Source organism: Tardiphaga sp. 42S5 (assembly GCF_034044155.1).
GTDB classification, from domain to species: domain Bacteria; phylum Pseudomonadota; class Alphaproteobacteria; order Rhizobiales; family Xanthobacteraceae; genus Tardiphaga; species Tardiphaga robiniae.
The window spans coordinates 1,544,456-1,568,553 of sequence record NZ_CP139027.1 but is presented as its reverse complement, the minus strand read 5'-3'; the positions used below and the strand labels follow the sequence as shown (position 1 = coordinate 1,568,553).

Sequence of the window (24,098 nt, the reverse complement as noted above, 5' to 3'; positions counted from 1 at the left end):
GATAAATGGTCTTATTCGCCGCCGGAGATCAGCATTCCGGCGCGCCTGGCGCTGTTCAAAAGCCCAAGAAATATCGCGAATGAAACAATAAACAGCACGACGTTGATGGCCAGCGCAGTCAACATCAGGTCGGCGCGGAAGGTGTGATCGAACAGCAGCGCCCGCATGCCCTCGAACACATAGGTCGGCGGCAAGGCCCAGGCGACATATTGCAGCCACGTCGGCAGCACCGAGACTGGATAGTAGACGCAGGCCAGCGGCATCAGCCCGAACATCAGCGTCCAGACAATGCTCTCGGCGCCGAGGCCGTTGCGCAGTACCAGACCCGACACAAAGATACCGAGCGACCAGCTCGTGAAGATCAGGTTGCAGAAGAACGCGATCAGCGGCAGGCCGAGCGCGAACAGGTTGAATTTGAAGAACATTGCGAGAATCACCATCGGGATGATGCCGATGGCGAGGCGGATCAGGCTCATGATCATCAGCGAGATCAGAAACTCGATCGGCTTCAGCGGGCTCATCATCAGATTACCGAGATTGCGCGCCCACATTTCCTCGAGGAAGGAGATGGAGAAGCCAAGCTGGCCGCGAAACAGGATGTCCCACAGGATCACTGCGCCGATCAGCGTGCCGCCGGCCTGGGCGAAGAACCCGGCATTCTGCGAGATGTAATTCTGCAGGAAGCCCCAGGTGATGATCTGCAGCGCCGGCCAATAGACCAGTTCCAGCATCCGCGGCCACGACGACACCAACAGATACCAGTAGCGCAGCACCATCGCATTGATGCGATGCATGGCGATGCCGTGTGACCGCTCTACGAGGCTCATGGCGCCTGCTCCCGGTCGCGACCGCGCGCGACGTCGAGAAATACCTCTTCCAGAGTCGTGCGGTTATAGCGCAGCAATATCTGCTCCGGGGTGTCGTCGTCCTCGATGCGGCCCTTCTTCATGATGATGATGCGGTCGCATAACCGCTCGACTTCCAGCATGTTGTGCGAGGCCAAGAGGATCGTGGCGTTGTTGCTCCTGCGATAGGTCTCGATATGCCGCCTGATCCAGTCGGCCGTATCCGGGTCGAGCGAGGCCGTCGGCTCATCGAGCAGCAACAGCTCCGGCGCATTGATCAACGCCTTGGCCAGCGCGACGCGCGTCTTCTGGCCTGCAGAGAGCTTGCCGCTGGCGCGGTCGAGAAAATCGGTGAGATCGAGGTCTTCGGCCAGTTGCGCGATGCGGCCCTTGAGGTCAGACACGGCATAGAGCTTTCCGAACACGGTGAGGTTCTGCCGGACCGTGAGTCGCATCGGCATGTCGACGTAGGGGCTTTCAAAATTCATCCGGCCGAGCACTTCGGCTGATTGCGCCGGCATCGCACAGCCGAGCACCGAGACCTTGCCCGAGGTCGGCAGCGTCAGCCCCATGATCATGGCAATGGTGGTGGTCTTGCCGGCGCCGTTGCCGCCCAGGAGACCGGTGATACTGCCGCGCGCGATCTTGAACGAGATGTCATCCACGGCGCAGTTGGTCTTGTAGAATTTGACGAGATGCGCGACGTCGATCGCCGCCGCAGCATTGCGATCAACCGTCGCCGCATGACCTGACTTGGTGTCTTCAATCGTCATTGCTGCCGTTCCATGCGGCATTGTGGCGGCGAAGGCAAGCTTGGGCGCTTCAAGTGGCCGCAGCCCGCATGGGTTTGTGGTCATCGCCTGAGACGTCTAATGTCCTGATATGACCGATATTTCCGCCTCCGACTTTCGCCAGCCGCGCCGTTATGTTCGCCTCGACACGATTCTGCGTTTGCGCTGGCTCGCGGCGCTCGGCCAGTTGGCCGCGATCTTCGTCGTGGTGCAGGGGCTCGAATATGACGTCGCCATCATTCCCTGCGTGACGATCATTGGCCTTTCAGCGACCCTCAATCTCGTGCTGCAGACGCTGTTCAATCCGGTCCACCGGCTGGAACCGCTCTTCGCAGCTGCCCTGCTCGCGCTCAATATCATCGAGCTGGCGGGCCTGCTCTACTGCACCGGCGGATTGCAGAACCCGTTCTCATTCCTGTTTCTGGCACCGGTGCTGATCTCGGCGACGGCATTGCCGACCCGGTTCACCATCGCGCTCGGCGTTCTCGCGGCAGCCTCTGCCACCGTGCTGGCGTTCTTTCATCTGCCGCTACCGTGGGACTCCGCAGAACCGCTGGTGTTGCCGCAAATCTATCTGCTCGGCGTCTGGTTCTCGATCCTGACTGCCATCGGCGTGACCAGCCTCTATGCATTTCAGGTCACCGAGGAAGCCCGCAAGCTTTCCGACGCGCTCGCCGCCACCGAACTGGTGCTGACGCGCGAGCAGCATTTGACCCAGATCGACGGTCTCGCCGCCGCTGCCGCGCACGAATTGGGAACGCCGCTCTCGACCATCTTCTTGATCTCCCGGGAGCTCGAGAAGAACATCCACAACAACCCGGAACTTGCCGACGACCTGAAGACCGTGCGCGAACAAGCGCAGCGCTGCCGCGAGATTCTCTCCAAGATCACGCAGCTGAATTCAAGCGGCGCGCCATTCGACCGCATGCCGCTCTCGCAACTGATCGAGGAAGCCGTGGCGCCGCATCGCGACTTTGGCATTGCCATCAAGATACGCATCGCCGTCGCCAACGCCCCGGAACCGGCCGGCATGCGTAATCCGGCAATCCTCTACGGCGTCGGCAACATTCTGGAGAATGCGGTCGATTTCGCGCGGGAGCAGGTCGAAGTGAACGCCTGGTGGAATGCGGAAAGTATCGTGATCTCGATCTCGGACGATGGCCCGGGCATTCCACCGGACCTGCTGAAGCGGATCGGAGAGCCCTATCTGTCACGCCGGCGCCCTGCCGAAGAGGGCGAACATCGCGGCCTCGGCCTCGGCGTATTCATCGCGCGCACGCTGCTGGAGCGCACCGGCGCCAGGGTAACGTTCAGCAATCGTGTATTTCCCGATCACGGCGCGGTGGTGCAAATCTCGTGGCCGCGCGACGCGTTCGAGACTGCGGACCAATTGGCCGATGTCGACTGATACAGGTCTCACTGTCGCGTGAACGCAGCCGACAGTTGCACCTCATTGACAGCTAGACGCCTTTGAGCCAATTTTATCTCGGTTGATACGACCTGCCGGTTGCGCCCTGAACGGGACGGTGAACGTATCACTTCCTTTGCCGACACCCTTTGTCCGAGCGACCGGGTCAGCAACGCAACCACCTGATGCCCCCTGGTTCGCTCATGCAAAGGACGAAACAGATGCGCGATTTTCGCGATGCAAAGGCTATGGCGCAGACCCTGCGCGAAAACCTCACCACCAAAGCCGTCACGATCAGTCACAGCGAAAGCCTGGAGCTGATATCGAGAATATTGGGTGTCGCTGACTGGAATACCTTGTCTGCGATGCTGCAGGTCGGTCGAACTTCGCCAAGAGTGCCGACTATCAAACTTCAAACCGGAATATCAAGCTACCCGGCCATTCCTCTGAGAGATCTCGTTCCATTCCCGACAACGACCTACCCACTTTTTGTCGGACGGGAGAAAACAATACTCGCTCTGAAAGATGCCTTTGCGCGACAGCGGGAGGTCGTGCTTGCTATTCAAAAGAACGAAACTGTGGACCAACCTGCCTTCGAGGACATCTACGACATCGGCGTTCTCGCCCAGTTGCTTGAAATTCAAAGGCTTGATGACGGCACGCTCAGGGTTCTGGCACAGGGACGCCAACGCGTCGTGATTCAGCGTTTCGTAGGCGAGACCGGCTCGTATAGAGTCGATGTTGCAGGCGTGAGTGAGGGTCCTATTCCTGATGAACCCGAACTGATCCAGCGGGCAGTCAGGCGGTTCGAGAGCTACATTTCGGCTCACGACATACGCGTGCCACCGATTTGGCCGCCACTGGAGAGAACCCTCGACCCCGGACGGGTTGCCGACGTCATCGCCTCGCATATTGTCCTGCCGATCAGCGAAAAGCAGAATCTGCTGGCGACCCTCGATCCAGTGAAGAGGCTGAAAAGCGCCGATGCCCTTATCGACCTGTCGACGCTGCCGCTTTCGCCCGCGCTTCACGCGACACGGCGACGCGCTATCGAATATGCCGACCAGAGAGGCCATCAATATGCAACGTTGGAGCACCTGTTACTTGCACTGGTCGATGACACCGATGCCGCGGCAGTGCTGCGGGATTGCAATGCCGATTTCGGCACGCTGAAAGCTGACCTGATCCGCTACCTCGATAAGGAACTGAACAATCTAATGATCGAGACCGGCAAGAATGGCCAGCCGACGGCAGCATTTGTGCGTGTGTCTCAGCGTGCTGCGGTTCACGCGCAGGAGCTTGGCTGGTCCGAAGTGAGAGGGTCAAACACCTTGATGGCCATCTTGCCCGAAACAAGAAGCCCGGCTGTCCGCTTGCTTAGCGGACAAGGCATCACCCAGAAACTGGTTGCTACCTCGATCACTGGAAACACAGGATCGGCCTGACGACGTCCGGACGTCTCAGAGTGTCGTTCACAAATGCCGGCTTGGGCGATGGTGATCGCCAGGCCGGCAAGTGTGTGATGCGCCTTGGTTAGATAGCCGGATCGGGAAACGCCGCGGCCTGCTGCGACGCCCGGCGCTTGACGAAGCCGGCCATGATCAGCGCGACCAGGCCGAGAATGACCGGCGGGAAGACCACGGCATTCACGGTGGGCCAGCCATAATTCGCCAGCAGCTGGCCGGACGAGAACGAACCGATCGCCATCAGGCCGAATACCAGGAAGTCGTTGAAGGCCTGCACCTTGTTGCGCTCCTGCGCCCGATGGGTTTCGAGCACCAGCGCGGATGCGCCGATGAAGCCGAAATTCCAACCGAGGCCGAGCACGACGAGACAAACCCAGAAATGCATCGCGCTGATTCCGGCGATGCCGATCACCGCGGCGATCGCCTCCAGCGCCAGACCTGCGGCCACGACCTTCGACGCGCCGAAGCGTGCGATCAACGATCCCGTGAAGAAGCTCGGCCCATACATCGCCACGATGTGCCACTGCAGGCCGAAATTGGAATCGCTCAGCGTCAGCCCGCAAAGCTTCATCGCCAGCGGTGCCGAGGTCATCACCAGGTTCATCATGGAATAGGACACCACGCCGCAAATCGCGGCTGCGATGAAGCGCGGCTGCCGCACGATCTCGAGCAACGGCCGGCCACCATGCATGTCCGCAGGCGCAGGCTTCGGCGCATCCACGGTCGAGAGCAGCGCCATCGCGATCAGGGCAACCACCGCCTGCGCCGCGAAGCTCGCAGCAAACAGATAGGGCGACCAGATATCCATGGTCCACTGCACGAGCTGCGGGCCGAGCACGCCGGCGAATACGCCACCAGCCATCACCCAGGAGACGGCTTTCGGACGATAGGACGGGCTGGCGCCATCGGCGGCGGCGAAGCGATAGGATTGCGCGACAGCACCGTAGAAGCCGCCGAAGAATGTCGCGCAGCAGAACAGTGCGAATGATGCTTTCAGAATCGCGATGGCGCCGAGCAGGCCGCAGATCGCACCGGCGCCACTGCCGATGATGAAGGCGACGCGGCGGCCATAGGCGCGGGAGATCATGCCGACCGGCAGCGTCCCGCAGGCAAGTCCGACGACATAGACCGAGATCGGCACCGTCGCGAGCGAGACGCTGGGCGCCAGCGTCGCCCCGACAATGGCGCCGGTGGCGAAGATGACCGCCGAATTGGCGCCGCCAAGCGCCTGCGCCGCAGCCAGCCGCATCACGTTGGAACGTGCGCGCGCGTCATCGTGAATCTCTGGGGTAGCCGCGTCGATCATGGGGAAGTCCGCCCGGATGTGGCCCGGTTCGTCCCGGGGCCTTTGTTCAGCGCGACTATGACGACCGCCCTGCGGCAGATCAACACACGCCAGCGCGCACGCACCATGCGCCGATCATCCCGGCGACCTGGCAAATACAAGGATCAGATTGTTGGCGGGCATCTCGATGACCTCAGCCAGCCGAAGGCCGCCGCCCTGCGCGACGTGCTCCAGATCCTCGACATCGCGCACGCCCCAGTCAGGATTACCGTCGCGCAGGCTGGTGTCGAACACGGCATTGCTCACGGCCGTATGTTTGCCGCCGCGCTTGAACGGGCCGTAGATAAAGAGACGTCCATCCGGCCGCAGATATTTTGCAGCGCCCGCGATCAAACCTTCGGCGACGGGCCAAGGCGCGATGTGGACGACATTGGCGCAGAACACCGCGAGCAGCGCACCCGGGCCGCTGCCGTTCTCCATCTCCGGGCACCATGCCGGATCGGTCAGATCGATCCGTAGCGGCGGCCTGACATTCGTCAATTTCGCATGGGTGCGCCAGGCGGCAATGCTTTTGAGATGGGCATCATTGAGATCGCTCGGCCACCAGGTGATGTCGGGCGTTTGTCCAGCGAAGTGAATGACATGCTGGCCGGTGCCGCTGCCGACTTCCACAACATCGCCGCAAGCCTGCTGCAGGAAAGTCGCAAGAACCCGCCAGATCGCCTCGTGGTTGCGATGGAAAGCTGCGGCATCGAGCCGGCCATCATCTTCCACGCGCCGGCCATCCCGACCGAACTCAACCACATATTCCGCCATCAGGTCCTCACTGCTGCGGGCAGTATCCCGAAGTTGCGTTCACGAACAAGAGAAGAAAGAGATCGTCCAAACACCGATAATTGGGTTATTATTCTGATGAATACCCGATCTGAAGAAGGATCGACCGCAGAATTGGTACACCCATGATCTTCCGTCAGCTGTTCGATAGTGTGTCCGGCACGTATAGCTACCTGCTTGCCAGCCGCCACGGCGGTGAGGCACTGATCCTTGATCCGGTCCTGGAAAAGGTCGATCGCTATTGCCAGTTGTTGCGCGAGCTCGACCTGAAGCTTGTGAAGGCGGTCGATACGCATCTCCATGCGGACCACGTCACCGGCCTTGCCGAACTGCGTGATCGCACCCATTGCGTCACCATCATGGGCGACCAGAGCAAGGCCGACGTCGTAGCCATGCGCGTCAGCGACGGCGACAAGGTGACGATCGAAGGCGTCGAGCTCGATGTGATGTATACGCCCGGCCACACCGATGACTCCTACAGCTATCTGATGGGCGACCGCGTCTTCACCGGCGACACGCTGCTGATCCGCGGCACCGGCCGCACCGATTTCCAGAACGGCAGCGCACGGGCGCAATATGATTCACTGTTCAACCGCCTGCTCAAGTTGCCCGACGAGACGATGGTGTTCCCGGCGCACGACTACAAGGGCGACACCGTCAGCACCATCGGTGAAGAGAAGCGCTACAATCCGCGCCTGCAGGTGAAGTCCGTGGAGGACTACATCGAGCTGATGGGCAAGCTCAACCTGCCGAACCCGAAGCTGATGGATGTGGTAATCCCGGCTAATATGAAGGTCGGGCTAAAGCCGGACGCGCTGAAAAAGCAAGGCCTGGCGCTGTCTCCGCGGGAGGCCATTGCCCATCTCGGCGATCCCGCCATCCTGCTTGTTGACCTGCGCGAGAGCGGCGAGCGCGCCAAGCACGGCGTGCTGTCCGGTGCGCTGCATGCGCCCTACCCGACGATATCGGACAGCCTGAAGCCCGGCGGCATGCTGCGCGAGGTGGCCAATGCCACCAAGCGCCGCATCGTGTTCTTCTGCGCGTTCGGCGAACGCTCGGCCATGGCGGTCACTGCCGCGAAGGATGCAGGGATCGACAATGCCGCGCATCTGGACGGTGGCATCGATGCGTGGAAGAAAGCCGGCGGTCCGGTGTTAGCTGCATGATATAGCAAGCAAGGCGGACCAACCGCCGGCTCGACAATGGGGAGGATGACAATGGCGTCGACACGATCGGCTGCGCCAATGCTGCTGGCAATGGTGTTTGTACTCTCCCTGCAATCGGCCTCCGCACAAACTGCAGCACAGACCCCCGCGCCAACATCTGCCGGCCCCGTCGATCCGGCGTTGATGCAGGACCTCGTGGTGGCGAACCGCGTCCTCACCGACCTCAATGTCATCGACGGATTCGGCCATGTCAGCATGCGCCACCCGACCGACCCCAATCGCTACCTGATGGGGCGCTCCGTGGCTCCGGCGCTGGTCACGGCCGACGACATCATGGAATACGACCTCGACTCCAATCCGGTCGATGCGAAGGGACGCGCCAGTTTCCTCGAACGCTTCATCCACGGCGAAATCTACAAGGCGCGGCCCGACGTCAAAGCCATCGTCCACACGCATTCGCCTGGGATCATCCCCTTCAGCGTCAGCAGCACGCAGTTACGGCCAGTGTTCCACCTCGGCGCCTTCCTTTTCCCTGACGTGCCGGTATTCGAGATTCGCGACAGCGCTGGCATGAGCAACATGCTGGTCAGCAACACGCAGCTAGGCAAGGCGCTGGCCAGTACGCTCGGCGACCGCAGCGTGGCGCTGATGCGGGGCCATGGCAGCGTCGTCGTGGCGAGCACGATTCCGATGGCGGTGTTTCGCGCCCATTACAGCAACGTCAATGCGCAGCTGCAGTCACAGGCGCTCGCCCTCGGCGGATCGGTGAGCTATTTGCTGGGCGAGGAAAGCCAGAAAACGCTGGCTGTGATCGACCAGATCCATGGCCGGGCCTGGGATCTGTGGAAGCGCGCCGCGCTGGAAAAGATGGCACCCAAATAGCGACGCCGCATCAGGCCTCGTGAACCCGAACCTCGATGTCGTCATAGCCTTTGACGCGATAGACGATCACCGAGATCATCCAGCTCAGGATGAAGATCGCGATGATGAGATAGCCGAGCGCGCCGAAATTCTCGTTCAGCGCCTCGATGCCGTCCCAGAAGCTGCCTGACAGGTCGAGTTTGCGGCCGATCAGGCCGAGCGCCTCGACGCCGCCGATCACCAGCGCGACGATCACCGACACCAGCGTGATGATCATGTTGTAGTACAGCTTGCGGATCGGCTTCACGAAAGCCCAGCCATAGGCGCGCACCATCAGCACCGAGTCCGTCGCATCGACCAGTGACATTCCCGCCGTGAACAGCGCGGGAAACACGAGAATCGACCACATCGACATGCCATCGGCGCTTTGCGAGGCGGAGATACCCAGCAGCGCAATTTCGGTCGCGGTGTCGAAGCCGAGGCCGAACAGGATGCCGAGCGGATACATGTGCCAGCTCTTCGAGATCACGGCGAAGACCGAACGCAGCATGCGGCCAATGACGCCGCGCTGCGAAAGCAAAACATTGAGATCTTCATCGATGAACCGCTCACCGCGCTTCACCGCCTTGAACAGCCGATACACCGATACGAGAATGAAGATATTGGCCACTGCCACGATCAGCAGGAAGAAGGCCGAAACGCTGGTGCCGATCAGGCCGCCAATTTCCTTGAAGTTCGCAAATTTGTCCTGCAGCGCCGACACTGCCAGCGCCACGAAGACGGATGCCACGACCACGACGGTGGAATGGCCGAGCGAGAAGAACAGGCCCACCGATAGCGGCCGCTTGCCGGACTGCATGAGCTTGCGCGTCACATTGTCGATGGCCGCAATGTGGTCGGCGTCAACGGCGTGGCGCAGGCCGAAGGTGTAGGCGAGCAGCGCGGTGCCCAGCAGAACCGGCTGGTCACGGAAGGCGATCAGGGCCCAGATCCAGGCCAGCACGTTGGCCGGGATGAGAATGGCGTAGATGGCGATGATGCGGCCGCGCAGGTTGTCGGCGCCATCGTTGAACAGTGTGCGGATCATGGAGATTCTTGCAGTCCGGATTACCACCGGATTGTCTCAGGAAGGCCTGACGGACGCAACCTGGCCTCATTCGCGTCGAATTCGCCGCATTTCCGGCACAAAGCGATTAACTGCAGCGGCCAGTTAGGTGGCAGCAGGGGTGCCGTTTCCTATATCTACGTGATAAGAATGACACAGAGTCCGCTGCGCGCCGATCGCGCGGCCTAACCCGAGGCGTTGATGGACACCGAACAGGAACAGAAGACACCCGCAGAACTGAAGGAAATCCGGCTCGCCCGCAAGGCGGCGCAGGAAGCCGAAGGCGTGAAGGCGATGGCCGACATTGCAGCCGCCGATGTCGCCATCCGCAAGCGGACCGAGGAACTGCGCGCGCTTCGTCTTGCCAGGGAAGCCGAAGAACTGGCCAACCCGCCCGAACCCAAACCGAAAGCTACCAGAAAAAAGAAAACGAGCTGATGCCAACTGACGACAAAGCGACGAAATCCGAACGCGACGCCGCGGCCAAAGCGGTCCTCGACAACATGGCCCGACTGAAGGCCATGCGCCTTGCCCGCGAAGCGGTATCGCCCCCCGCGCCGGCCAAGAAGAAGGCGGCAACGAAATCGGGCAAGACGTCTTCGGGCAAGACATCGTCAAGCAAATCGACGGAAAAGGCCCAGGCCCTGGCGGCATGGCTCGCCGATCAACGCAGCGGCGGCCGCAGGACCTGACTATCGCAGGGCCTGCTTTCTCGCACGGTCTGATCTATCTCAGGCCGCGCTCGGCGCAGGCCATTCGATCATGGTTCGGGTCTTGGTCGCTGAATCGTAGACCTGGATCTGAAGCATCTGAAACTGGTTCTTCAGTTTCATGCCGGCTTCTTCCGCGGCTTCGACCGTATCGTGATGCGATTTGAAATGGCCATCCACCACCAGTGAATAACCTTCGGTCGGCGCCCTGTCGGCACGTATGGATTTGCGCGCCTGCGGTTCGTCGAGCTCTAACTTGGGCTTTTTCATCGTCACTCCAAAACAGGATTGCCAGATTTCAAATCGGGCAGGATTCGCCCCCGTTTACACGGTCATGCGGAAAAGCACAGGGCAATTGCGGGATTACGGCAATATCTGCTTCAATCGCGTTCAGAATGAGGTCAACGCAGGTGATCCGGCGGGGGAGACGATGAGCGGACGAGTGAGCGACCCCGGTGACGACAAGCCGGCCAAGGACGATCAGAAGAAACCCGCGCCCGCACCGCCGCGGCCTGAGGATGACGAGGAAGACGGCGACATCGCCACGCCAAAACGCGACCGCGACGACGAAGATATCTAGCTGCGCCAAGACATCGCCACATACGACATCGGCGCGCCACGACCTGACGCGCCGATGAATTTCGGATAGCGACGCGTCGTTAAGCCGCCTTGAGGCCGACATCCGGCAGCGTCGGACGGTGACGCAGCGCCTTCGCCATGATCCCTTCCACTTCCGCTTTTTCATGCGGCAGCAGCGCGAGGCGCGGTGGGCGCGTCAAAGCAGTGCCGCGGCCCATGATATTTTCGCAGAGCTTGATGCACTGGACGAGATCCGGTCGCGCATCGAGATGCAGCAGCGGCATGAACCACTCATAGATCGCCATCGCCTCGGCAAAGCGGCCGGCCTTGGCCAGGCGGAACAGCGTCTCGCCTTCGCGCGGAAACGCGTTGGACATGCCGGACACCCAGCCGACGGCGCCCATCGCCACACTCTCGACAATGACGTCGTCGAGGCCGGCGAATAACACGAAGCGGTCACCGACCATGTTGCGCGTATCGATGAAGCGACGCGTATCGCCCGAGGAGTCCTTGAAGCACACCACCGTCTCAACATCGGCCAACGTGGCGAGAATATCGGGGGTGACATCGTTCTTGTAGATCGGCGGATTGTTGTAGAGCATGACCGGCAGATCGGTCGCTGTCGCCACCGAGCGGAAATGTGCCGCTGTCTCGTGCGGCTTGGACGAATAGACCAGCGCAGGCATCACCATGATGCCGTCGATGCCGACGCGCGCGGCTTCCTTGGCGGTGTCCACAGCAAAGGCCGTGGTGAATTCGGCGATACCGCAGAGCACGGGCACGCGGCCTTTCGCGACCGACTTGGCCGCTTCCATGATCGCGATCTTTTCCTTGCGCTCGAGCGAGGTATTCTCACCGACCGAGCCGCAGATGATCAGACCGGATACGCCGTCGCGGATCAGGCCGTCCATGACCTTGGCGGTGGCGTCGATGTCAAGCGAAAGGTCGTCATGGAATTGCGTGGTGACAGCCGGGAAGACGCCTTCCCAGGAAATGCGGGGACTCATGGCAAAACTCCGTGTGATGCCGGCGCGCGTAGCGCGCCGGCTGATGAGGATGATGGGCGAGGATTAGAGGATCAGATCGTCGCGCCGACCTTGCGCAGTTCGGCGAGCACCGGTGCTTTCGGCAGCCAAATCTTGTCGAATTCGGCGATAACGGCTTCGGTATCCTTGACGGCCACCTGACGCACGGGCACCGACGTGCCCTTGAAGTTCTCGATCAGTGCCGGCTCGCCAGCAGCCAGTTCGTCGATCTGCACATCGAGGGTCGATTTGACAGCCTTGGTGATCAGTTCCTTGTCGGCGGCGGGCAGCGACTGCCAGACGCGGCCGGAGACGACGGCGGCCATCGGCATGAAGACGGCATTCATCTGCAGGATCGACTTCGACACCTTGTCGAAGCGCTGGTTCCAGGAGAATTCCAGATCGGCTTCCAGACCATCGACCTGACCATTCGACATGGCGTCGAACACTTGAGGCGTTGGAATCGGCGTCGGCGCAGCGCCAAGCGACGAATAGAAGTCGCGATAGACCGGCGTCGGATTAATGCGCAGCTTCATGCCCTTGATATCGGCAAGCGTATTGAGATCCCGGACCGCGAAGACTGCGCGCATGCCGGTGATACCCCAGCCGAGGCCGATGGTGCCGGTTTCCGCAGGAAGCACGTCGAACAGTTTGACGGCCGCCGGATGACGCACGAATTTCGCCACGGCCGGCGTGGAGCGCACGATATAGGGCGCATTGATCGCCGCGATATGCGGTACGCGTGAACCGAGTTCGGCAGCCTGGATGAAGCCCATGTCAAGCGCGCCGGTCTGCAACTGCTGCATCATCGCCGCCTCGTTGCCGAGCTGGCCGGAGTGAAACACCGTCATGGTCAGACGGCCCTTGGTCTCTTCCTTGAGCTGATCGGCGAGCTTCAGCGCAGCCTTGTTCCAGGAATGGCCGTTCGGCGTGATCAGGCCGAGACGCAGCTCCTTGGCCTGAGCCAATGCGAGCGACGGCGCGAACACCGAAGCGGCGGCTGATGAGGCGAGGAAGCGACGACGTGAGATGGTCATGACGGGGGCTCCTTGATGAATACGGGGCTTACTTGATGAGGGCGAGAGACAGATACGGATAGAGCGAGAGCAGCACCAAGAGGATGCAGGAGATAAAGAAGAATGGCAGCGTGACCATGAACATCTTGCCAGGCTTTGCGCCCGTCACCGCGGCGGCGACGAAGAAACAGAGTCCGACCGGCGGCGACAGCAATCCGAGCACGAGATTGATCACGACGACCACGCCGAAGTGACGCGGGTCGATGTGATAGATCTCGGTCGCCACCGGCAGCAGGATCGGCACGGTCATGATCAGGCCGGGCACGCCGTCGATCACCGTGCCGATGACCAGCAGGATGACATTGCAGATCAGCATGAAGCTGATCGGATCCTTGGCAACGGTCTGGATCCAGGCCGCGGTCTCCTGCGGCACCTTGCCGAAGATCAGAACCCAGGAAAACACGGCGGCAGCGGCAACGAGAAACAGCACGATCGCCGAATAGATGCCCGAGCGCAGCATCATTTGCGGCAGTTGCGACCACTCGAATTCCTTGGTCCAGTATTTGCCGACAACAGCAGCGGCGACAGCGCCGACGGCAGCCGATTCCGTTGCGTTCGCCAGACCGCCGAGGATGGAGCCGACGATGACGATGGGAATCAAAAGGGTCGGCGAGGTGCGCAGGATGGTCATCACACGCTGTTTCGGCGTCTGATAGTCCGCACGCGGATAGTTGTAGACGTAGCCCATCAGCGCGATGACGACACAGAACATCACTGTGAGGATGACACCGGGAATGATGCCCGCGATCAACATGTCGCTGACCGACACCTGCGCCAACACGCTGTAGACGACGAACATCACCGAGGGCGGAATGATAGGGCCGAGCATGCCGCCATAGGCGGTGAGGCCGGCAGCAAAGGTCTTGTCGTAGCCCTTCTTTTCCATTTCCGGGACCATGATCTGCGCCATGATCGCGACCTGTGCGGTCGCCGAGCCGAGAATGGAGGAGATGAACATATTGGCGAGAATGTTGACGTAAGCCAGTCCGCCCTTCAGTGAGCCGACAAAGGCCATCGCCATGTCGACGATGCGCTTGGTGATGCCGCCGCCATTCATAATCTCGCCGATCAGGATAAACAGCGGGATCGCGATCAGACCGTAGCTGTCGACGCCGCCGAACAGTTGCAGCGGATAGGACTGGAACAGCACCGGATTGCCGGACGCCATGATGTAGACGAAGCCGGCGAGGCAAAGGCAAAGACCAATCGGCACGCCGACCAGCATGATCACCGTGAATGCAGCGAAGGTGATCATATCAGTTCACCCCGTCGAGTTCGGAGAGCTGGAAGCCTTTCGGCGGCACCTTGGCGACGAGGCCGAGGTCCTCAAGCAGGTTGGCGATGCCATGGATGGTGATCGACACCGCAAAGATCGGCAGCGTCAGATAGAGCACCCAGGTCGGCCAGTTCAGCGTCTGGGTTCGCTCGGTGTAGAGGAAATTGAAGGTCTGGCCCGCGAACTTCTTCGCGTCGAAGCCTGCTTGCGCAAGGCCGATCGGATCCATCCAGAGCATACAGGTGACGATCAGACCGACACCGAACACGATCACCGTGCTCGTGGCGATAATCTTGAATATCTGCTGGCTTTTGGCCGACAGACGCTCGGTCATCATGGTGACCGCAAAATCGAGCCGCAAACGGGTCATGGCGGAGGCGCCGATGAAGGTCAGCCAGACCACCGAATACACCGCCGATTCATCGATCCAGTAGATCGGGAAGTGCGAATAGCGGGTGACGACATTCACCAGGATCAGCGCAGTCAGCAGATACATCAGGCCCATCAGAGCCAGCCGCTCGAAGGCCAGCAGCCCGGCGGACGCCACCAGGATGACCCGGCGGGCCCCGATGGCCGGGGCCGTCGACATCGTCTGGTCACTCATAAACTGCCCCCGCTGTCACGATTGTGATATGATTTTTGGATCGTATAATTTATACAATTTCTCTGTCAAACGCTGATTTGCACAAATTCGCGCCTTGAGGAGTTTTTGTGCGGCAGCGAAGACGGGACGAGATCTGAGATCAATCCGGCTGGAATCCGGAGAAAAGGCTCGATAAATCAATGACCGCGCCGCTGAAGCACCGTACCCTCTCGGCCATGATCACCGATCAGCTTCGCCAGGCGATCCTCGACGGCACGTATCCGGCTGGCGCGCAATTACGCCAGGATGCCTTGGGCGAAGCCTATGGCGTCAGCCGGATCCCGGTGCGGGAAGCCCTGTTTCAACTCGAAGCCGAAGGGCTGGTGAAGATCGTCCCGCAGAAGGGCGCCATCGTCTCGGAACTGTCGCTCGACGAAATCAACGACGTGTTCGATCTCCGGGTCATCCTCGAGCCACGGATGCTGGCGCAGTCCGCGCCGCATTTTGTCGACGACGACTTCGCTGCACTCGACGACATCCAGCACCGCTTCGAGAGGGCGATTGCCGCTGGCAATATCAGCGAATGGGGACAGCTCAACGCCGATTTCCACATGGCGATGTATGTCCGGGCGCGGCAACCGCGCACGCAGTCGATCGTGATGGCGCTGCTGCAAACCAGCGACCGCTACACGCGCATGCAACTCTCGACCACCACCGCGATGGGCATCGCTGAGAAAGAACACGCCGAACTCATCGCGCTGTGCCGCAGCCAGAAGATCGACGACGCCTGCCATTTCCTCGAGCGTCACATCGAATCGGTCCGCGCCGATCTTCTGCGCGTCATCGGCCGCACCATTCCGAAGAGCGGCGCGGTGTAGACGCGCCGCTCGAATCGCGATGATTGCGGTCTATGCGAGCTCCTGCTCCACCAGCCCGGCGAGATAGCTCGCGCCGATCGGCAGGAGATCGTCGTTGAAATCGTAGCCGGGATTGTGAACGGGCACACCGCCCTTGTCGGCGGTGCGCTGCCCGAACATCAGATAGGCACCACGGTTACGTTCGAGCATGAACGCGAAATCTTCACCGGCAAGAATTGGATTGCCTTCGCGCAGCACCTCGGTAACGCCCGGCACCGCCGCCGCGGCCTCTGCCGCGCGCACCGCCTCGTCGGCCGTGTTGATCGTGGCGGGATAAGCGTGGCGATACTCGATCTCCGCCGTGCCGCCGCAGGCCCGCGCGGTCAGCGTCACCGCGCGCATGAACAATTCCTCGACACGCTCGCGCACCTCAGGCTTCAGCGTGCGCACCGAGCCACGCAATTCCACCGTCTCGGGAAGCACGATATCCGAGGTACCGCCATGGATCTGGCCGATGCTGATGATGGCGGATTCCAACGCATCGACCTGACGGGATGGAATCGCGTTCAGCGCATTCACGACCTGCGCAGCCATCGCCACCGTATCGATGCCCTGATGCGGATGCGCGCCATGCGAGGAACGGCCACGCAGCGTCACCTTGAAATAATCGATCGCCGCTAGCGCCGTGCCGGTCAGCGCCTTGACGGTGCCAAGCGGCATGTCCGGGCTGTTGTGGATCGCATAGATGGAATCGCAGGGGAAACGCTCGAACAACCCGTCGTCCATCATCGCCTTGGCGCCAGCGAGCCCTTCCTCGGCCGGCTGAAAGATCAGATGCACCGTGCCGGCGAAATTGCGCGTCTCGGCAAGATATTTCGCAGCACCAAGCAACATCGTGGTGTGACCGTCATGGCCGCAGGCATGCATGCGGCCGGCATTCTGCGAGCGGTGGGCAAAACCGTTGCCCTCCTCCATCGGCAGCGCGTCCATATCGGCCCGCAAGCCAATGGCCCGGTTGCTACCCGCCGCCTGATGACGGCCACGGATTACGCCCACCACACCGGTGCCGCCGAGGCCACGATGCACCTCGATACCCCACTCCGACAGCCGCTCCGCCACCAGCGCACTGGTGCGCTCCTCCTCAAAGCCAATCTCCGGATGCGCATGGAAATCCCTGCGCCATACGGTCATTTCCGGGTGCAATTGGTCGAGACGTGCGCGCGGGGTCATATGCTCTCACCTTTGGACTTGTCCTGCGCATAGGCTAGCCCGACGACCATGCCCTCGCAACCAACCGGCCGCACGCACTGCGCGCGCCACACACTTCGGCGCTGAACCCGGGGTGACATTAAGCGGAGATGCGCGCCACCACATGATCGACATCGTGGTCGATCGGCCTGTCTGTGAATGCTGTGCGTTCTGGAAAATGGCACGCCATTTAGAATAAAACTTCGCCCCCCCTATGTTTTTGAAATGGATATGTAATTTCGATTGACACCTCATGCGATCCCCGCATGCGCACAAATGGACAGCAGCCCCCGGTTTGGGGAAGAACCATTGCGGCGCTCGCGCAGTCACCACCGACAGCGCGGGCATTCTGATTTATCTCGCGAGAGAGTTGGTCACCGATAACGAATTGCAGCTGTCGGATGGGAGGCCTATGCTGAGCCTATAATCACGCAGCCGCCCATCGCACGGCGAGAGTCTGCAGACAAAGACCTTACGATGGATGGCTTGCATTTTGCCCCGGAGGTCACGCCATGACCATTGCTCCCACCCTGCAAAAATACCTGGCCGCTGAAAACATCCAATACGAGGTGATCCCGCACGAACTCCGCATGACGTCGTCCGGCACGGCTGAGGCATGCCACATCTCGGGCGATCGCCTCGCCAAGGGCATCGTGTTGCGGCGCGACGGCGAATATATACTGGCCGTCTTACCCGCATCGCATCACCTCCGCCTGTCGGACCTGAGGACATCACTCGGCGACAATGTCCACATGGCCGATGAAACCGAGATCCATCAGCTGTTCCGCGACTGCGCACACGGTGCAGTTCCTGCCGTCGGTAAATGCTACGGGCTGGATATCATCGTCGACGACAGCATCCAGGCGCAGCCGGAGGTCTATCTGGAAGCTGGCGATCACGAGACGCTGCTTCATATGGGTCACGCGCAGTTTGCGCGCCTGATGGCCAACGCCCAGCACGGGCGCTTTAGCGCGCATGACTGAGGATTAGTCCGACGATCCGCGGCGGCCGTCGCGGACCCAAATGGAAAGATCGTGCCGCTGCTTAATTGTCGATGCAGCGGTGCGACGCTTCTTTACGTCTCATGCCCTGCATCGAAATCGTCTTCGAAACGCAAATGCTTGACGCTGCGGCCGCGGCGCCGCACAAGCTTCAGGGCCTCCACTCCGATCCTGATATGCCTTTCGACATAGTTCGCGGTCACCTCCTGATCCGACGCTTCGGTCTTCACACCCTCGGGAATCATTGGCTGATCGGACACGAGAAGCAGTGCGCCAGTCGAAATGTGATTGGCAAATCCCGCAGCAAAGATTGTTGCGGTCTCCATGTCGATCGCCATGCTCCGTGTACGACGCAATATATCCCTGAAGCGATCATCATGTTCCCAGACACGACGATTGGTCGTGTACACGGTGCCGGTCCAATAGTCGTGACCGAGATCGCGGATCATGGTCGACACCGCGCGTTGCAACTGGAACGCGGGCAGCGCAGGAACCTCCGGGGGCAAGTAATCATTTGAGGTGCCTTCGCCCCGAATGGCCGCAATCGGTAGAACCAAATCGCCAATTTTATTTTTGCGTTTCAACCCACCGCATTTGCCGAGAAACAATACGGCTTTCGGCGCGATGGCACTTAACAGATCCATCACGGTCGCCGCATTCGGACTTCCCATGCCGAAGTTAATTAGAGTGATACCATCGGCAGTCGCATTGGGCATCGGTCGATCTGCGCCCTTTACCAAACTGCCATACGCCGTGGCGAACCATTCGACGTAGTTATCGAAGTTGGTCAAGAGAACATAATCTCCGAACTCAGCAAGCGGCGTGCCGGTGTAACGCGGCAGCCAGTTTTCTACGATATCCTTTTTCTCTTTCATTCCCAATGATCTCGTCCGGAGGTGTGCAACACCGCCGCCTGCCAAACTAGTGGATAGGACCGTTCCCTGTCCAATGAGACACGTTTGGATTATTTGGGTTCCATTAATCCACTTGCAACCGGGATGGTCCGGGCCTTGCGTCGAATGCGCGCTGTTCAGGAGGGTGGATTGCAACAGCGGCCGCGTTTGTCCGGTCTGATCGCGCAGGAATGATGTTTTCTTCTGCGACCTCGCACGTAATTGATTGTATAGTTGGAGGACATGGAGGGAGGCGAGACATACTGCATTGCATCAATTCACCTGAACTCTAGGAACGGAGGTTCGCCATGAAAGTCAAAGAGGTGATGCACAAAGGTGTCGACTGGGTCAGCCCTGATACCCCTGTCACCGAGCTCGCGAAATTGATGCGGGGGCATGACATTGGCTGCGTTCCGGTTGGCGAGGACGACCGCCTGATCGGGATGGTGACCGACCGCGACATTGTCTGCAAAGGGCTCGCGAGGAACAGCTTCGATGCCGGCCGCGCGACGGCGCGCGATGTGATGACCGAAGGTATCCATTGTTGCCGGGAGGACGACGATCTCGCAAAGGCAATACATCACATGGAGAAACTGCGGGTCCGCAGGCTGCCGGTGATCAACAAGAGTAAACGGATGGTCGGTATCGTCAGTCTGGGCGACGTCAGCCATTCTGCGTCAGGTGATTTGTTGTCCGAATGCGTCAAGAGCGTTTCGGCCCATCACTGAAACACGGCCAGCGCTCCTCTTGCGATCCGGCGGAGGAGCGCGGCCGTCGGCATGATCGTCGAACAGTTCGATGAAAGAACTTTGCTCATCGAGCCGCGATGAAGAAGGTCGTGCCTACGCGGTCACGCCATTGTTCTGAGACGAAGCAAGGGCGTGGATCAAAACTGCGAACTTCTTATGCCGTTGAGACTTCCTGATAATATCGACGATTCTTCTCGTCTTACGCAACCCTCACATTCGTTTCGACAACGAGCGGTGGCTCGCCAATCCCCGTCGTATTGAGATTCTGCCAGGACCCCCCACATCATCTTGATAAGGGAGTCCAGGCTGTGCAGACCGTACGGGCTACTCTTGCCGCGACAATTGCGATTGTCGCTCTGGCTGTCTCCCCCACCACGTTTGTCTCGGCGGAGGGGAGTGGAAAACTCGTGCTGACGATCGCAATCGACGGAGCGATCGGACCGGCAACCGCCAGTTATGTGAAAGACGCTCTCGCCAAGGCGAACGAACGGCGCGCCGAAGCTGTCATTCTGCGTCTGAATACGCCGGGCGGTCTCGTCACCAGCATGCGTGAGACCATCGCCGACGTGCTGGCATCGCCCGTTCCTGTCATAGGTTATGTCGCCCCGTCGGGAGCCCATGCTGCCAGCGCCGGCACCTATATTCTCTATGCAACGCATATCGCCGCAATGGCGCCGGGCACCAATCTCGGCGCAGCGACGCCAGTGCAAATCGGCAGTCCGGTGCCGGGCCTGCCGGGCATCACTCCTGATAAGGACGGCAAGGACAAGAAAGACAGTGCCCAGCAAACGGAGCCGAAGGACGCGACGATGGCGAAGGCGACGAACGACGCCGTCGCCTTTATCCGCAGCCTGGCCGAGTTGCGAGGACGTAACGCCGACTGGGCCGAGAAGGCTGTCCGGGAGGCAGCCAGTCTTTCCGCCAGTGCTGCGTTGCAAGCGAATGTCATCGATCTCATTGCGCGCGACCCGGTCGAACTGCTCAGGCAGGTCGATGGTCGCGTCGTGGAGCTTCCCGGTGGCGACAGACGGCATCTGGCGACAAAGGATGCGACGATCGAGACGATCGACTCCGGATGGATCGCGCAATTTCTGTCTGTGATCACCAACCCCAACGTCGCCTTCATTCTTCTGCTGGTTGGCATCTACGGTCTGATTTTTGAATTCATGTCTCCTGGCGCCGTCGCGCCCGGCGTGGTCGGTACGATCTGTCTGCTGCTGGGCCTCTATGCCTTCAACCTGCTGCCGATCAACTATGCCGGCCTTGGGCTGATGATGTTGGGGATCGCGCTTCTGATTATCGAGGCCTTCAACCCGACCGTGGTTCTTGGCCTCGGCGGAGCCATTGCCCTGGTCCTTGGTGGGTTGATGTTGTTCAGGATCGAAGCGCCCGGATACCGGCTGTCATGGACGCTCGTCAGCATCGTGACGGCAATGTTCATCGGACTGCTTCTCATTGTGCTCGGCTCGCTCCGGCGCGCCCGCAAAGCTCCGGCACGAATCGGCGCGCAGGCCATGCGCGGCTTGGCTGCCGAAGTTCTCGACTGGAACGACATCGAAGGTCACGTCTTCACGCAGGGTGAGCGCTGGCGAGCCCGCGGCATGGAAACATTCAAGCCCGGAGAGACGGTCGAGATCGCCAGCATCACGGATCTGACGCTGATGGTGCGTCGCCGGCCGGCACTCAGCGCCGGCGAGGGAGGTGTGCGATGATGCTCGATTACATAGCCTATTCGCTGCTCGCGATCATCGTGATCGCCTTTCTCTCCTCCGCCATTCGCATCCTGCGGGAATACGAGCGCGGCATCGTCTTCACGCTCGGACGCTTCACCGGCGTGAAAGGTCCGGGCCTTATTATCCTGATTCCGTTCGTTCAGCAGATGGTGAAAGCCGATCTCAGGGTGATGGTGCAAGATGTGCCGCCGCAGGACGTCATTTCCCGCGATAACGTTTCCGTCAAGGTGAATGCCGTTCTCTATTTCCGCATCGTCGACCCGGAACGTGCGATCATCAAGGTCGGGAATTTCATGGCCGCGACCAGCCAGTTGGCACAGACCACGCTGCGCTCGGTGCTCGGCAAGCATGAGCTGGATGAAATGCTCGCAGAGCGCGACAAACTCAACGCCGACATTCAGGAGATCCTCGATCAGCAAACTGACGCGTGGGGCATCAAGGTCACCAACATTGAGATCAAGGATATCGACCTCAATGAGAGCATGGTGCGTGCCATCGCCAAGCAGGCCGAAGCGGAGCGGCTGCGGCGGGCGAAAGTGATCAATGCGATAGGCGAGCAGCAAGCCGCCGAGAAGCTCGTCGAGGCTGGCCGGATCCTCGCTCAGGAGCCGCAGGCGATGCAGCTGCGCTATTTTGCGGCGTTGCACGACATTGCAGGCGAGCGGTCATCGACTGTGGTCTTTCCGTTGCCGATGGATCTGCTCAGCCATATGACGCTGCGGCCGGGCAGAGTACCGTGAGTTTATTTCTTGTGCTTCTGCGCCAGCTTCAGCTTGAGTCTGTCATGGCCCGAACGAACCATGGCTTGCGCTGGCTTGCTCATCACCCCAATTTACCATCAATGAGTATCCTCGGCGCGCTCGTCGACAGGCACATGTGACGGGTGTCGTGCGTCGCCGCGCCGGTTTTGCGGGCGCACATACATCGTCATCGCTTCCGGGAGCTCCGCCTTGACTTTCAGAGCGGCGACAAGCGCGTCCTCGGCGTCTACGACGACATGGCCCGCCTTGCCCTTCAGCTTGAATCCAACGGTAAATTGCATCTGCGCACTACCTCGTCTTCACTGAATTGTCTCGCCCGCCTATTATCCGCCAGCGGGCGCCATCTCGACCTTCTTTCCTGTCGACATGACATTTGGCCGGCGCGTGGCACCTCGCGGACGTGCCTCCGGTCCGCAATCAGCCCAGCGACTTGATGATCTCCCGGTAAGCCGTTTCGGGAAACGCTTTCAATGTGCGCGTTCGAATGTTTCCAAGCATACCCAGCTGCAAGTTGAATCGTGCGGCGACGGCGTCGTCCGGCGCTTCGTAAACCGCGACGATGTCATAGTCGCCCATGGTCAGAAAAAACGATTTGAACTCGCCGTCCATATCCTTGAGAGCTTTCTTCGCCAAGTCGAGACGACGCGGCGAGTCCTTGACGTGCTGGACACCTTGATCAGTCCAGTTTGCAAGCATGATATATGTGGTCATGGAAGTCCTCCTTGCGCACGAGCCCCCCGCTCATCTTCACGCCCCAGTCTTGAAGAAAATGATCCGGCTCAACAGCGTGTAGTCCGACTCAAACACCATGATTCCGACAAAGACCAACAACAACAACGGCGGGAGCAGGATGGCATAGGCCAAAGCCAGACGCTCCCACGCCATGTGCATGAAGACCGCAACAATCAAGCCTGCCTTCAACATCATGAACAGCACGATGAGAGACCACCTCAGATATCCCTGTAGGTTGAAGTAATCGACCAGGTAAGAGCATGTACTCAAGACAAACAGCCATCCCCAGACCACGAGATAAAGCTTGATCGGATGGAGATGTCCCTCGGCATGAACCGCGGGGGATGTATGGGGCGTTGCATGTAGCGTGACTTCAGCCATGTTTTTCCCTCACCAAAGATAGAAAAAGGCAAAGATAAACACCCATACCAAATCGACGAAATGCCAATACAGGCCAGTGATTTCGACGATCTCGTAGTTCCCCTTCCTGCTTGTGAAAAATCCCCGACGTCCAGTCTCGAAATCTCCGCGCCAGACCTTTCGCGCAATGATGATCAGGAAAATCACGCCAATCGTTACGTGCGTGCCGTGGAATCCTGTAATCATGAAAAAGCATGAGCCGAATTGCTCCGCCCCCCACGGATTTTCCCAGGGCCTCACCCCCTCCATGATCAGCTTGGTCCATTCGAAAGCCTGCATTCCGACAAATGTCGCACCGAACGCGGCGGTCACCAGCATCAGCATCGCCGTTTTGCGGCGATCGTTGCGGTAGCCGAAATTGACGGCCATAGCCATGGTCCCGCTGCTGCTGATCAGCACGAAGGTCATGATGGCAATCAGAATGAGCGGGATGTGTTGCCCTGCAATCGTCAGAGCGAAGACTTCACTCGGGTTTGGCCAGGGCACCGTCGTGGACATGCGCGCCGTCATGTACGACAGCAGGAAGCAACCGAAGATAAAGGTATCGCTGAGGAGAAAGATCCACATCATGGCCTTTCCCCAGGATACATTCTTGAATGCCCGTTGATCCGAGGACCAGTCAGCGACAATACCTTGCCAGCCTGCGGTCGTCGTTCGGCGCTTTTCGATGTTTGTCAGCACAGTCTCTGTCATC

At 60.1% G+C, this 24,098-nt stretch carries 28 protein-coding genes; 12 read left to right on the top strand and 16 right to left on the bottom strand.

The genetic code is table 11. The features are described from left to right. Nucleotides 1-11 precede the first annotated feature (11 nt). Together SFY93_RS07320 and SFY93_RS07315 are read right to left on the bottom strand one after the other, a co-directional pair. Nucleotides 12-827, bottom strand: a complete 816-nt coding sequence (locus tag SFY93_RS07320; protein WP_320446585.1) for an ABC transporter permease — start codon at nt 825-827, stop codon at nt 12-14. Then, complete coding sequence (locus SFY93_RS07315) at nt 824-1,618, bottom strand: ABC transporter ATP-binding protein (RefSeq protein ID WP_320446584.1); 795 nt, start codon at nt 1,616-1,618, stop codon at nt 824-826. The genes SFY93_RS07320 and SFY93_RS07315 overlap by 4 nt, the downstream gene beginning before the upstream one ends. Nucleotides 1,619-1,727: 109 nt before the next feature. Between SFY93_RS07315 and SFY93_RS07310 the strand changes: the two genes are divergently transcribed. Both SFY93_RS07310 and SFY93_RS07305 read left to right on the top strand, forming a co-directional pair. After that, entirely contained in the window at nt 1,728-3,044 is a 1,317-nt protein-coding gene (locus SFY93_RS07310) for an ActS/PrrB/RegB family redox-sensitive histidine kinase (protein WP_089262725.1), read from the top strand. Between the two features lie 221 nt (nt 3,045-3,265). Continuing rightward, entirely contained in the window at nt 3,266-4,489 is a 1,224-nt protein-coding gene (locus tag SFY93_RS07305) for an LON peptidase substrate-binding domain-containing protein (protein ID WP_320446583.1), read from the top strand. Between the two features lie 88 nt (nt 4,490-4,577). Here SFY93_RS07305 and SFY93_RS07300 read toward each other — a convergent pair whose 3' ends face one another. Both SFY93_RS07300 and SFY93_RS07295 read right to left on the bottom strand, forming a co-directional pair. After that, the gene (locus SFY93_RS07300; protein ID WP_320446582.1) at nt 4,578-5,816 is read right to left on the bottom strand and encodes an MFS transporter; all 1,239 of its coding nucleotides are present in this window, start codon (nt 5,814-5,816) and stop codon (nt 4,578-4,580) included. A gap of 114 nt (nt 5,817-5,930) precedes the next feature. Next, on the bottom strand, nt 5,931-6,611 hold the full coding sequence (locus tag SFY93_RS07295; protein WP_320446581.1) for a DUF938 domain-containing protein: 681 nt from the start codon (nt 6,609-6,611) through the stop codon (nt 5,931-5,933). A 143-nt stretch (nt 6,612-6,754) separates the two neighbouring features. On the opposite strand from SFY93_RS07295, the gene SFY93_RS07290 reads away from it, so the two are divergent. Both SFY93_RS07290 and SFY93_RS07285 read left to right on the top strand, forming a co-directional pair. Next, nucleotides 6,755-7,795 (top strand): MBL fold metallo-hydrolase, encoded by a 1,041-nt coding sequence (locus SFY93_RS07290; RefSeq protein WP_320446580.1) that lies wholly within the window; start codon nt 6,755-6,757, stop codon nt 7,793-7,795. A gap of 51 nt (nt 7,796-7,846) precedes the next feature. Next, the gene (locus SFY93_RS07285) at nt 7,847-8,677 is read left to right on the top strand and encodes a class II aldolase/adducin family protein (protein ID WP_320446579.1); all 831 of its coding nucleotides are present in this window, start codon (nt 7,847-7,849) and stop codon (nt 8,675-8,677) included. 10 nt (nt 8,678-8,687) lie between these two features. On the opposite strand, the gene SFY93_RS07280 is transcribed toward SFY93_RS07285, so the two are convergent. Continuing rightward, nucleotides 8,688-9,743, bottom strand: coding sequence for a HoxN/HupN/NixA family nickel/cobalt transporter (locus tag SFY93_RS07280; RefSeq protein WP_068732888.1), 1,056 nt, complete (start codon nt 9,741-9,743; stop codon nt 8,688-8,690). A gap of 219 nt (nt 9,744-9,962) precedes the next feature. On the opposite strand from SFY93_RS07280, the gene SFY93_RS07275 reads away from it, so the two are divergent. Together SFY93_RS07275 and SFY93_RS07270 are read left to right on the top strand one after the other, a co-directional pair. After that, nucleotides 9,963-10,199: a hypothetical protein gene (locus tag SFY93_RS07275; protein WP_068732887.1), complete on the top strand. Its 237-nt coding sequence runs from the start codon at nt 9,963-9,965 to the stop codon at nt 10,197-10,199. Beyond that, on the top strand, nt 10,199-10,453 hold the full coding sequence (locus SFY93_RS07270; protein ID WP_068732885.1) for a hypothetical protein: 255 nt from the start codon (nt 10,199-10,201) through the stop codon (nt 10,451-10,453). Before SFY93_RS07275 ends, SFY93_RS07270 begins: the two co-directional genes overlap by 1 nt. A 39-nt stretch (nt 10,454-10,492) precedes the next feature. Here SFY93_RS07270 and SFY93_RS07265 read toward each other — a convergent pair whose 3' ends face one another. Beyond that, nucleotides 10,493-10,741, bottom strand: coding sequence for a hypothetical protein (locus tag SFY93_RS07265; RefSeq protein WP_320446578.1), 249 nt, complete (start codon nt 10,739-10,741; stop codon nt 10,493-10,495). Between SFY93_RS07265 and SFY93_RS07260 the strand changes: the two genes are divergently transcribed. Then, nucleotides 10,728-11,051 carry a hypothetical protein gene (locus SFY93_RS07260; protein ID WP_320446577.1) on the top strand — a complete coding sequence of 108 codons (324 nt, stop codon included), beginning with the start codon at nt 10,728-10,730 and terminating at the stop codon, nt 11,049-11,051. The genes SFY93_RS07265 and SFY93_RS07260 overlap by 14 nt on opposite strands. A gap of 79 nt (nt 11,052-11,130) precedes the next feature. Here the strand turns inward: SFY93_RS07260 and SFY93_RS07255 are convergent, their stop codons facing one another. The 4 genes from SFY93_RS07255 to SFY93_RS07240 form a co-directional block, all read right to left on the bottom strand. Next, on the bottom strand, nt 11,131-12,057 hold the full coding sequence (locus tag SFY93_RS07255) for a dihydrodipicolinate synthase family protein (RefSeq protein WP_320446576.1): 927 nt from the start codon (nt 12,055-12,057) through the stop codon (nt 11,131-11,133). A gap of 71 nt (nt 12,058-12,128) precedes the next feature. Next, complete coding sequence (locus SFY93_RS07250) at nt 12,129-13,112, bottom strand: TRAP transporter substrate-binding protein (protein ID WP_320446575.1); 984 nt, start codon at nt 13,110-13,112, stop codon at nt 12,129-12,131. A 28-nt stretch (nt 13,113-13,140) separates the two neighbouring features. Then, nucleotides 13,141-14,406, bottom strand: coding sequence for a TRAP transporter large permease (locus tag SFY93_RS07245; RefSeq protein WP_093759765.1), 1,266 nt, complete (start codon nt 14,404-14,406; stop codon nt 13,141-13,143). A gap of 1 nt (nt 14,407) precedes the next feature. Continuing rightward, complete coding sequence (locus tag SFY93_RS07240) at nt 14,408-15,031, bottom strand: TRAP transporter small permease (RefSeq protein ID WP_320446574.1); 624 nt, start codon at nt 15,029-15,031, stop codon at nt 14,408-14,410. Between the two features lie 179 nt (nt 15,032-15,210). Here SFY93_RS07240 and SFY93_RS07235 point away from each other — a divergent pair, with 179 nt between their 5' ends. Next, nucleotides 15,211-15,888 (top strand): GntR family transcriptional regulator, encoded by a 678-nt coding sequence (locus SFY93_RS07235; RefSeq protein WP_320446573.1) that lies wholly within the window; start codon nt 15,211-15,213, stop codon nt 15,886-15,888. Nucleotides 15,889-15,918: 30 nt separating this feature from the next. On the opposite strand, the gene SFY93_RS07230 is transcribed toward SFY93_RS07235, so the two are convergent. Continuing rightward, nucleotides 15,919-17,097 carry a M20 aminoacylase family protein gene (locus SFY93_RS07230; protein ID WP_320446572.1) on the bottom strand — a complete coding sequence of 393 codons (1,179 nt, stop codon included), beginning with the start codon at nt 17,095-17,097 and terminating at the stop codon, nt 15,919-15,921. 530 nt (nt 17,098-17,627) lie between these two features. Here SFY93_RS07230 and SFY93_RS07225 point away from each other — a divergent pair. Further along, complete coding sequence (locus SFY93_RS07225; RefSeq protein ID WP_089262750.1) at nt 17,628-18,098, top strand: aminoacyl-tRNA deacylase; 471 nt, start codon at nt 17,628-17,630, stop codon at nt 18,096-18,098. A 92-nt stretch (nt 18,099-18,190) separates the two neighbouring features. Here the strand turns inward: SFY93_RS07225 and SFY93_RS07220 are convergent, their stop codons facing one another. Next, on the bottom strand, nt 18,191-18,991 hold the full coding sequence (locus SFY93_RS07220) for an AMP nucleosidase (RefSeq protein ID WP_320446571.1): 801 nt from the start codon (nt 18,989-18,991) through the stop codon (nt 18,191-18,193). Between the two features lie 326 nt (nt 18,992-19,317). Here SFY93_RS07220 and SFY93_RS07215 point away from each other — a divergent pair, with 326 nt between their 5' ends. The 3 genes from SFY93_RS07215 to SFY93_RS07205 all read left to right on the top strand — a co-directional run bounded on the left by SFY93_RS07215 (nt 19,318) and on the right by SFY93_RS07205 (nt 22,231). Next, nucleotides 19,318-19,737, top strand: a complete 420-nt coding sequence (locus tag SFY93_RS07215; RefSeq protein ID WP_120288271.1) for a CBS domain-containing protein — start codon at nt 19,318-19,320, stop codon at nt 19,735-19,737. A gap of 329 nt (nt 19,738-20,066) precedes the next feature. Next, a complete protein-coding gene (locus SFY93_RS07210; RefSeq protein ID WP_320446570.1) occupies nt 20,067-21,470 on the top strand; it encodes an NfeD family protein in 1,404 nt (467 codons plus the stop codon). Then, nucleotides 21,467-22,231 (top strand): slipin family protein, encoded by a 765-nt coding sequence (locus SFY93_RS07205; RefSeq protein ID WP_320446569.1) that lies wholly within the window; start codon nt 21,467-21,469, stop codon nt 22,229-22,231. Before SFY93_RS07210 ends, SFY93_RS07205 begins: the two co-directional genes overlap by 4 nt. A gap of 98 nt (nt 22,232-22,329) precedes the next feature. Here SFY93_RS07205 and SFY93_RS07200 read toward each other — a convergent pair whose 3' ends face one another. The 4 genes from SFY93_RS07200 to SFY93_RS07185 form a co-directional block, all read right to left on the bottom strand. After that, on the bottom strand, nt 22,330-22,533 hold the full coding sequence (locus SFY93_RS07200) for a hypothetical protein (RefSeq protein WP_089262760.1): 204 nt from the start codon (nt 22,531-22,533) through the stop codon (nt 22,330-22,332). 136 nt (nt 22,534-22,669) lie between these two features. Further along, nucleotides 22,670-22,963, bottom strand: a complete 294-nt coding sequence (locus SFY93_RS07195; RefSeq protein WP_309947878.1) for a GYD domain-containing protein — start codon at nt 22,961-22,963, stop codon at nt 22,670-22,672. 36 nt (nt 22,964-22,999) lie between these two features. Continuing rightward, entirely contained in the window at nt 23,000-23,365 is a 366-nt protein-coding gene (locus SFY93_RS07190) for a cytochrome C oxidase subunit IV family protein (RefSeq protein WP_320446568.1), read from the bottom strand. Nucleotides 23,366-23,374: 9 nt separating this feature from the next. After that, the gene (locus SFY93_RS07185) at nt 23,375-24,097 is read right to left on the bottom strand and encodes a heme-copper oxidase subunit III family protein (protein ID WP_320446567.1); all 723 of its coding nucleotides are present in this window, start codon (nt 24,095-24,097) and stop codon (nt 23,375-23,377) included. Between the last annotated feature and the right edge of the window lies 1 nt (nt 24,098).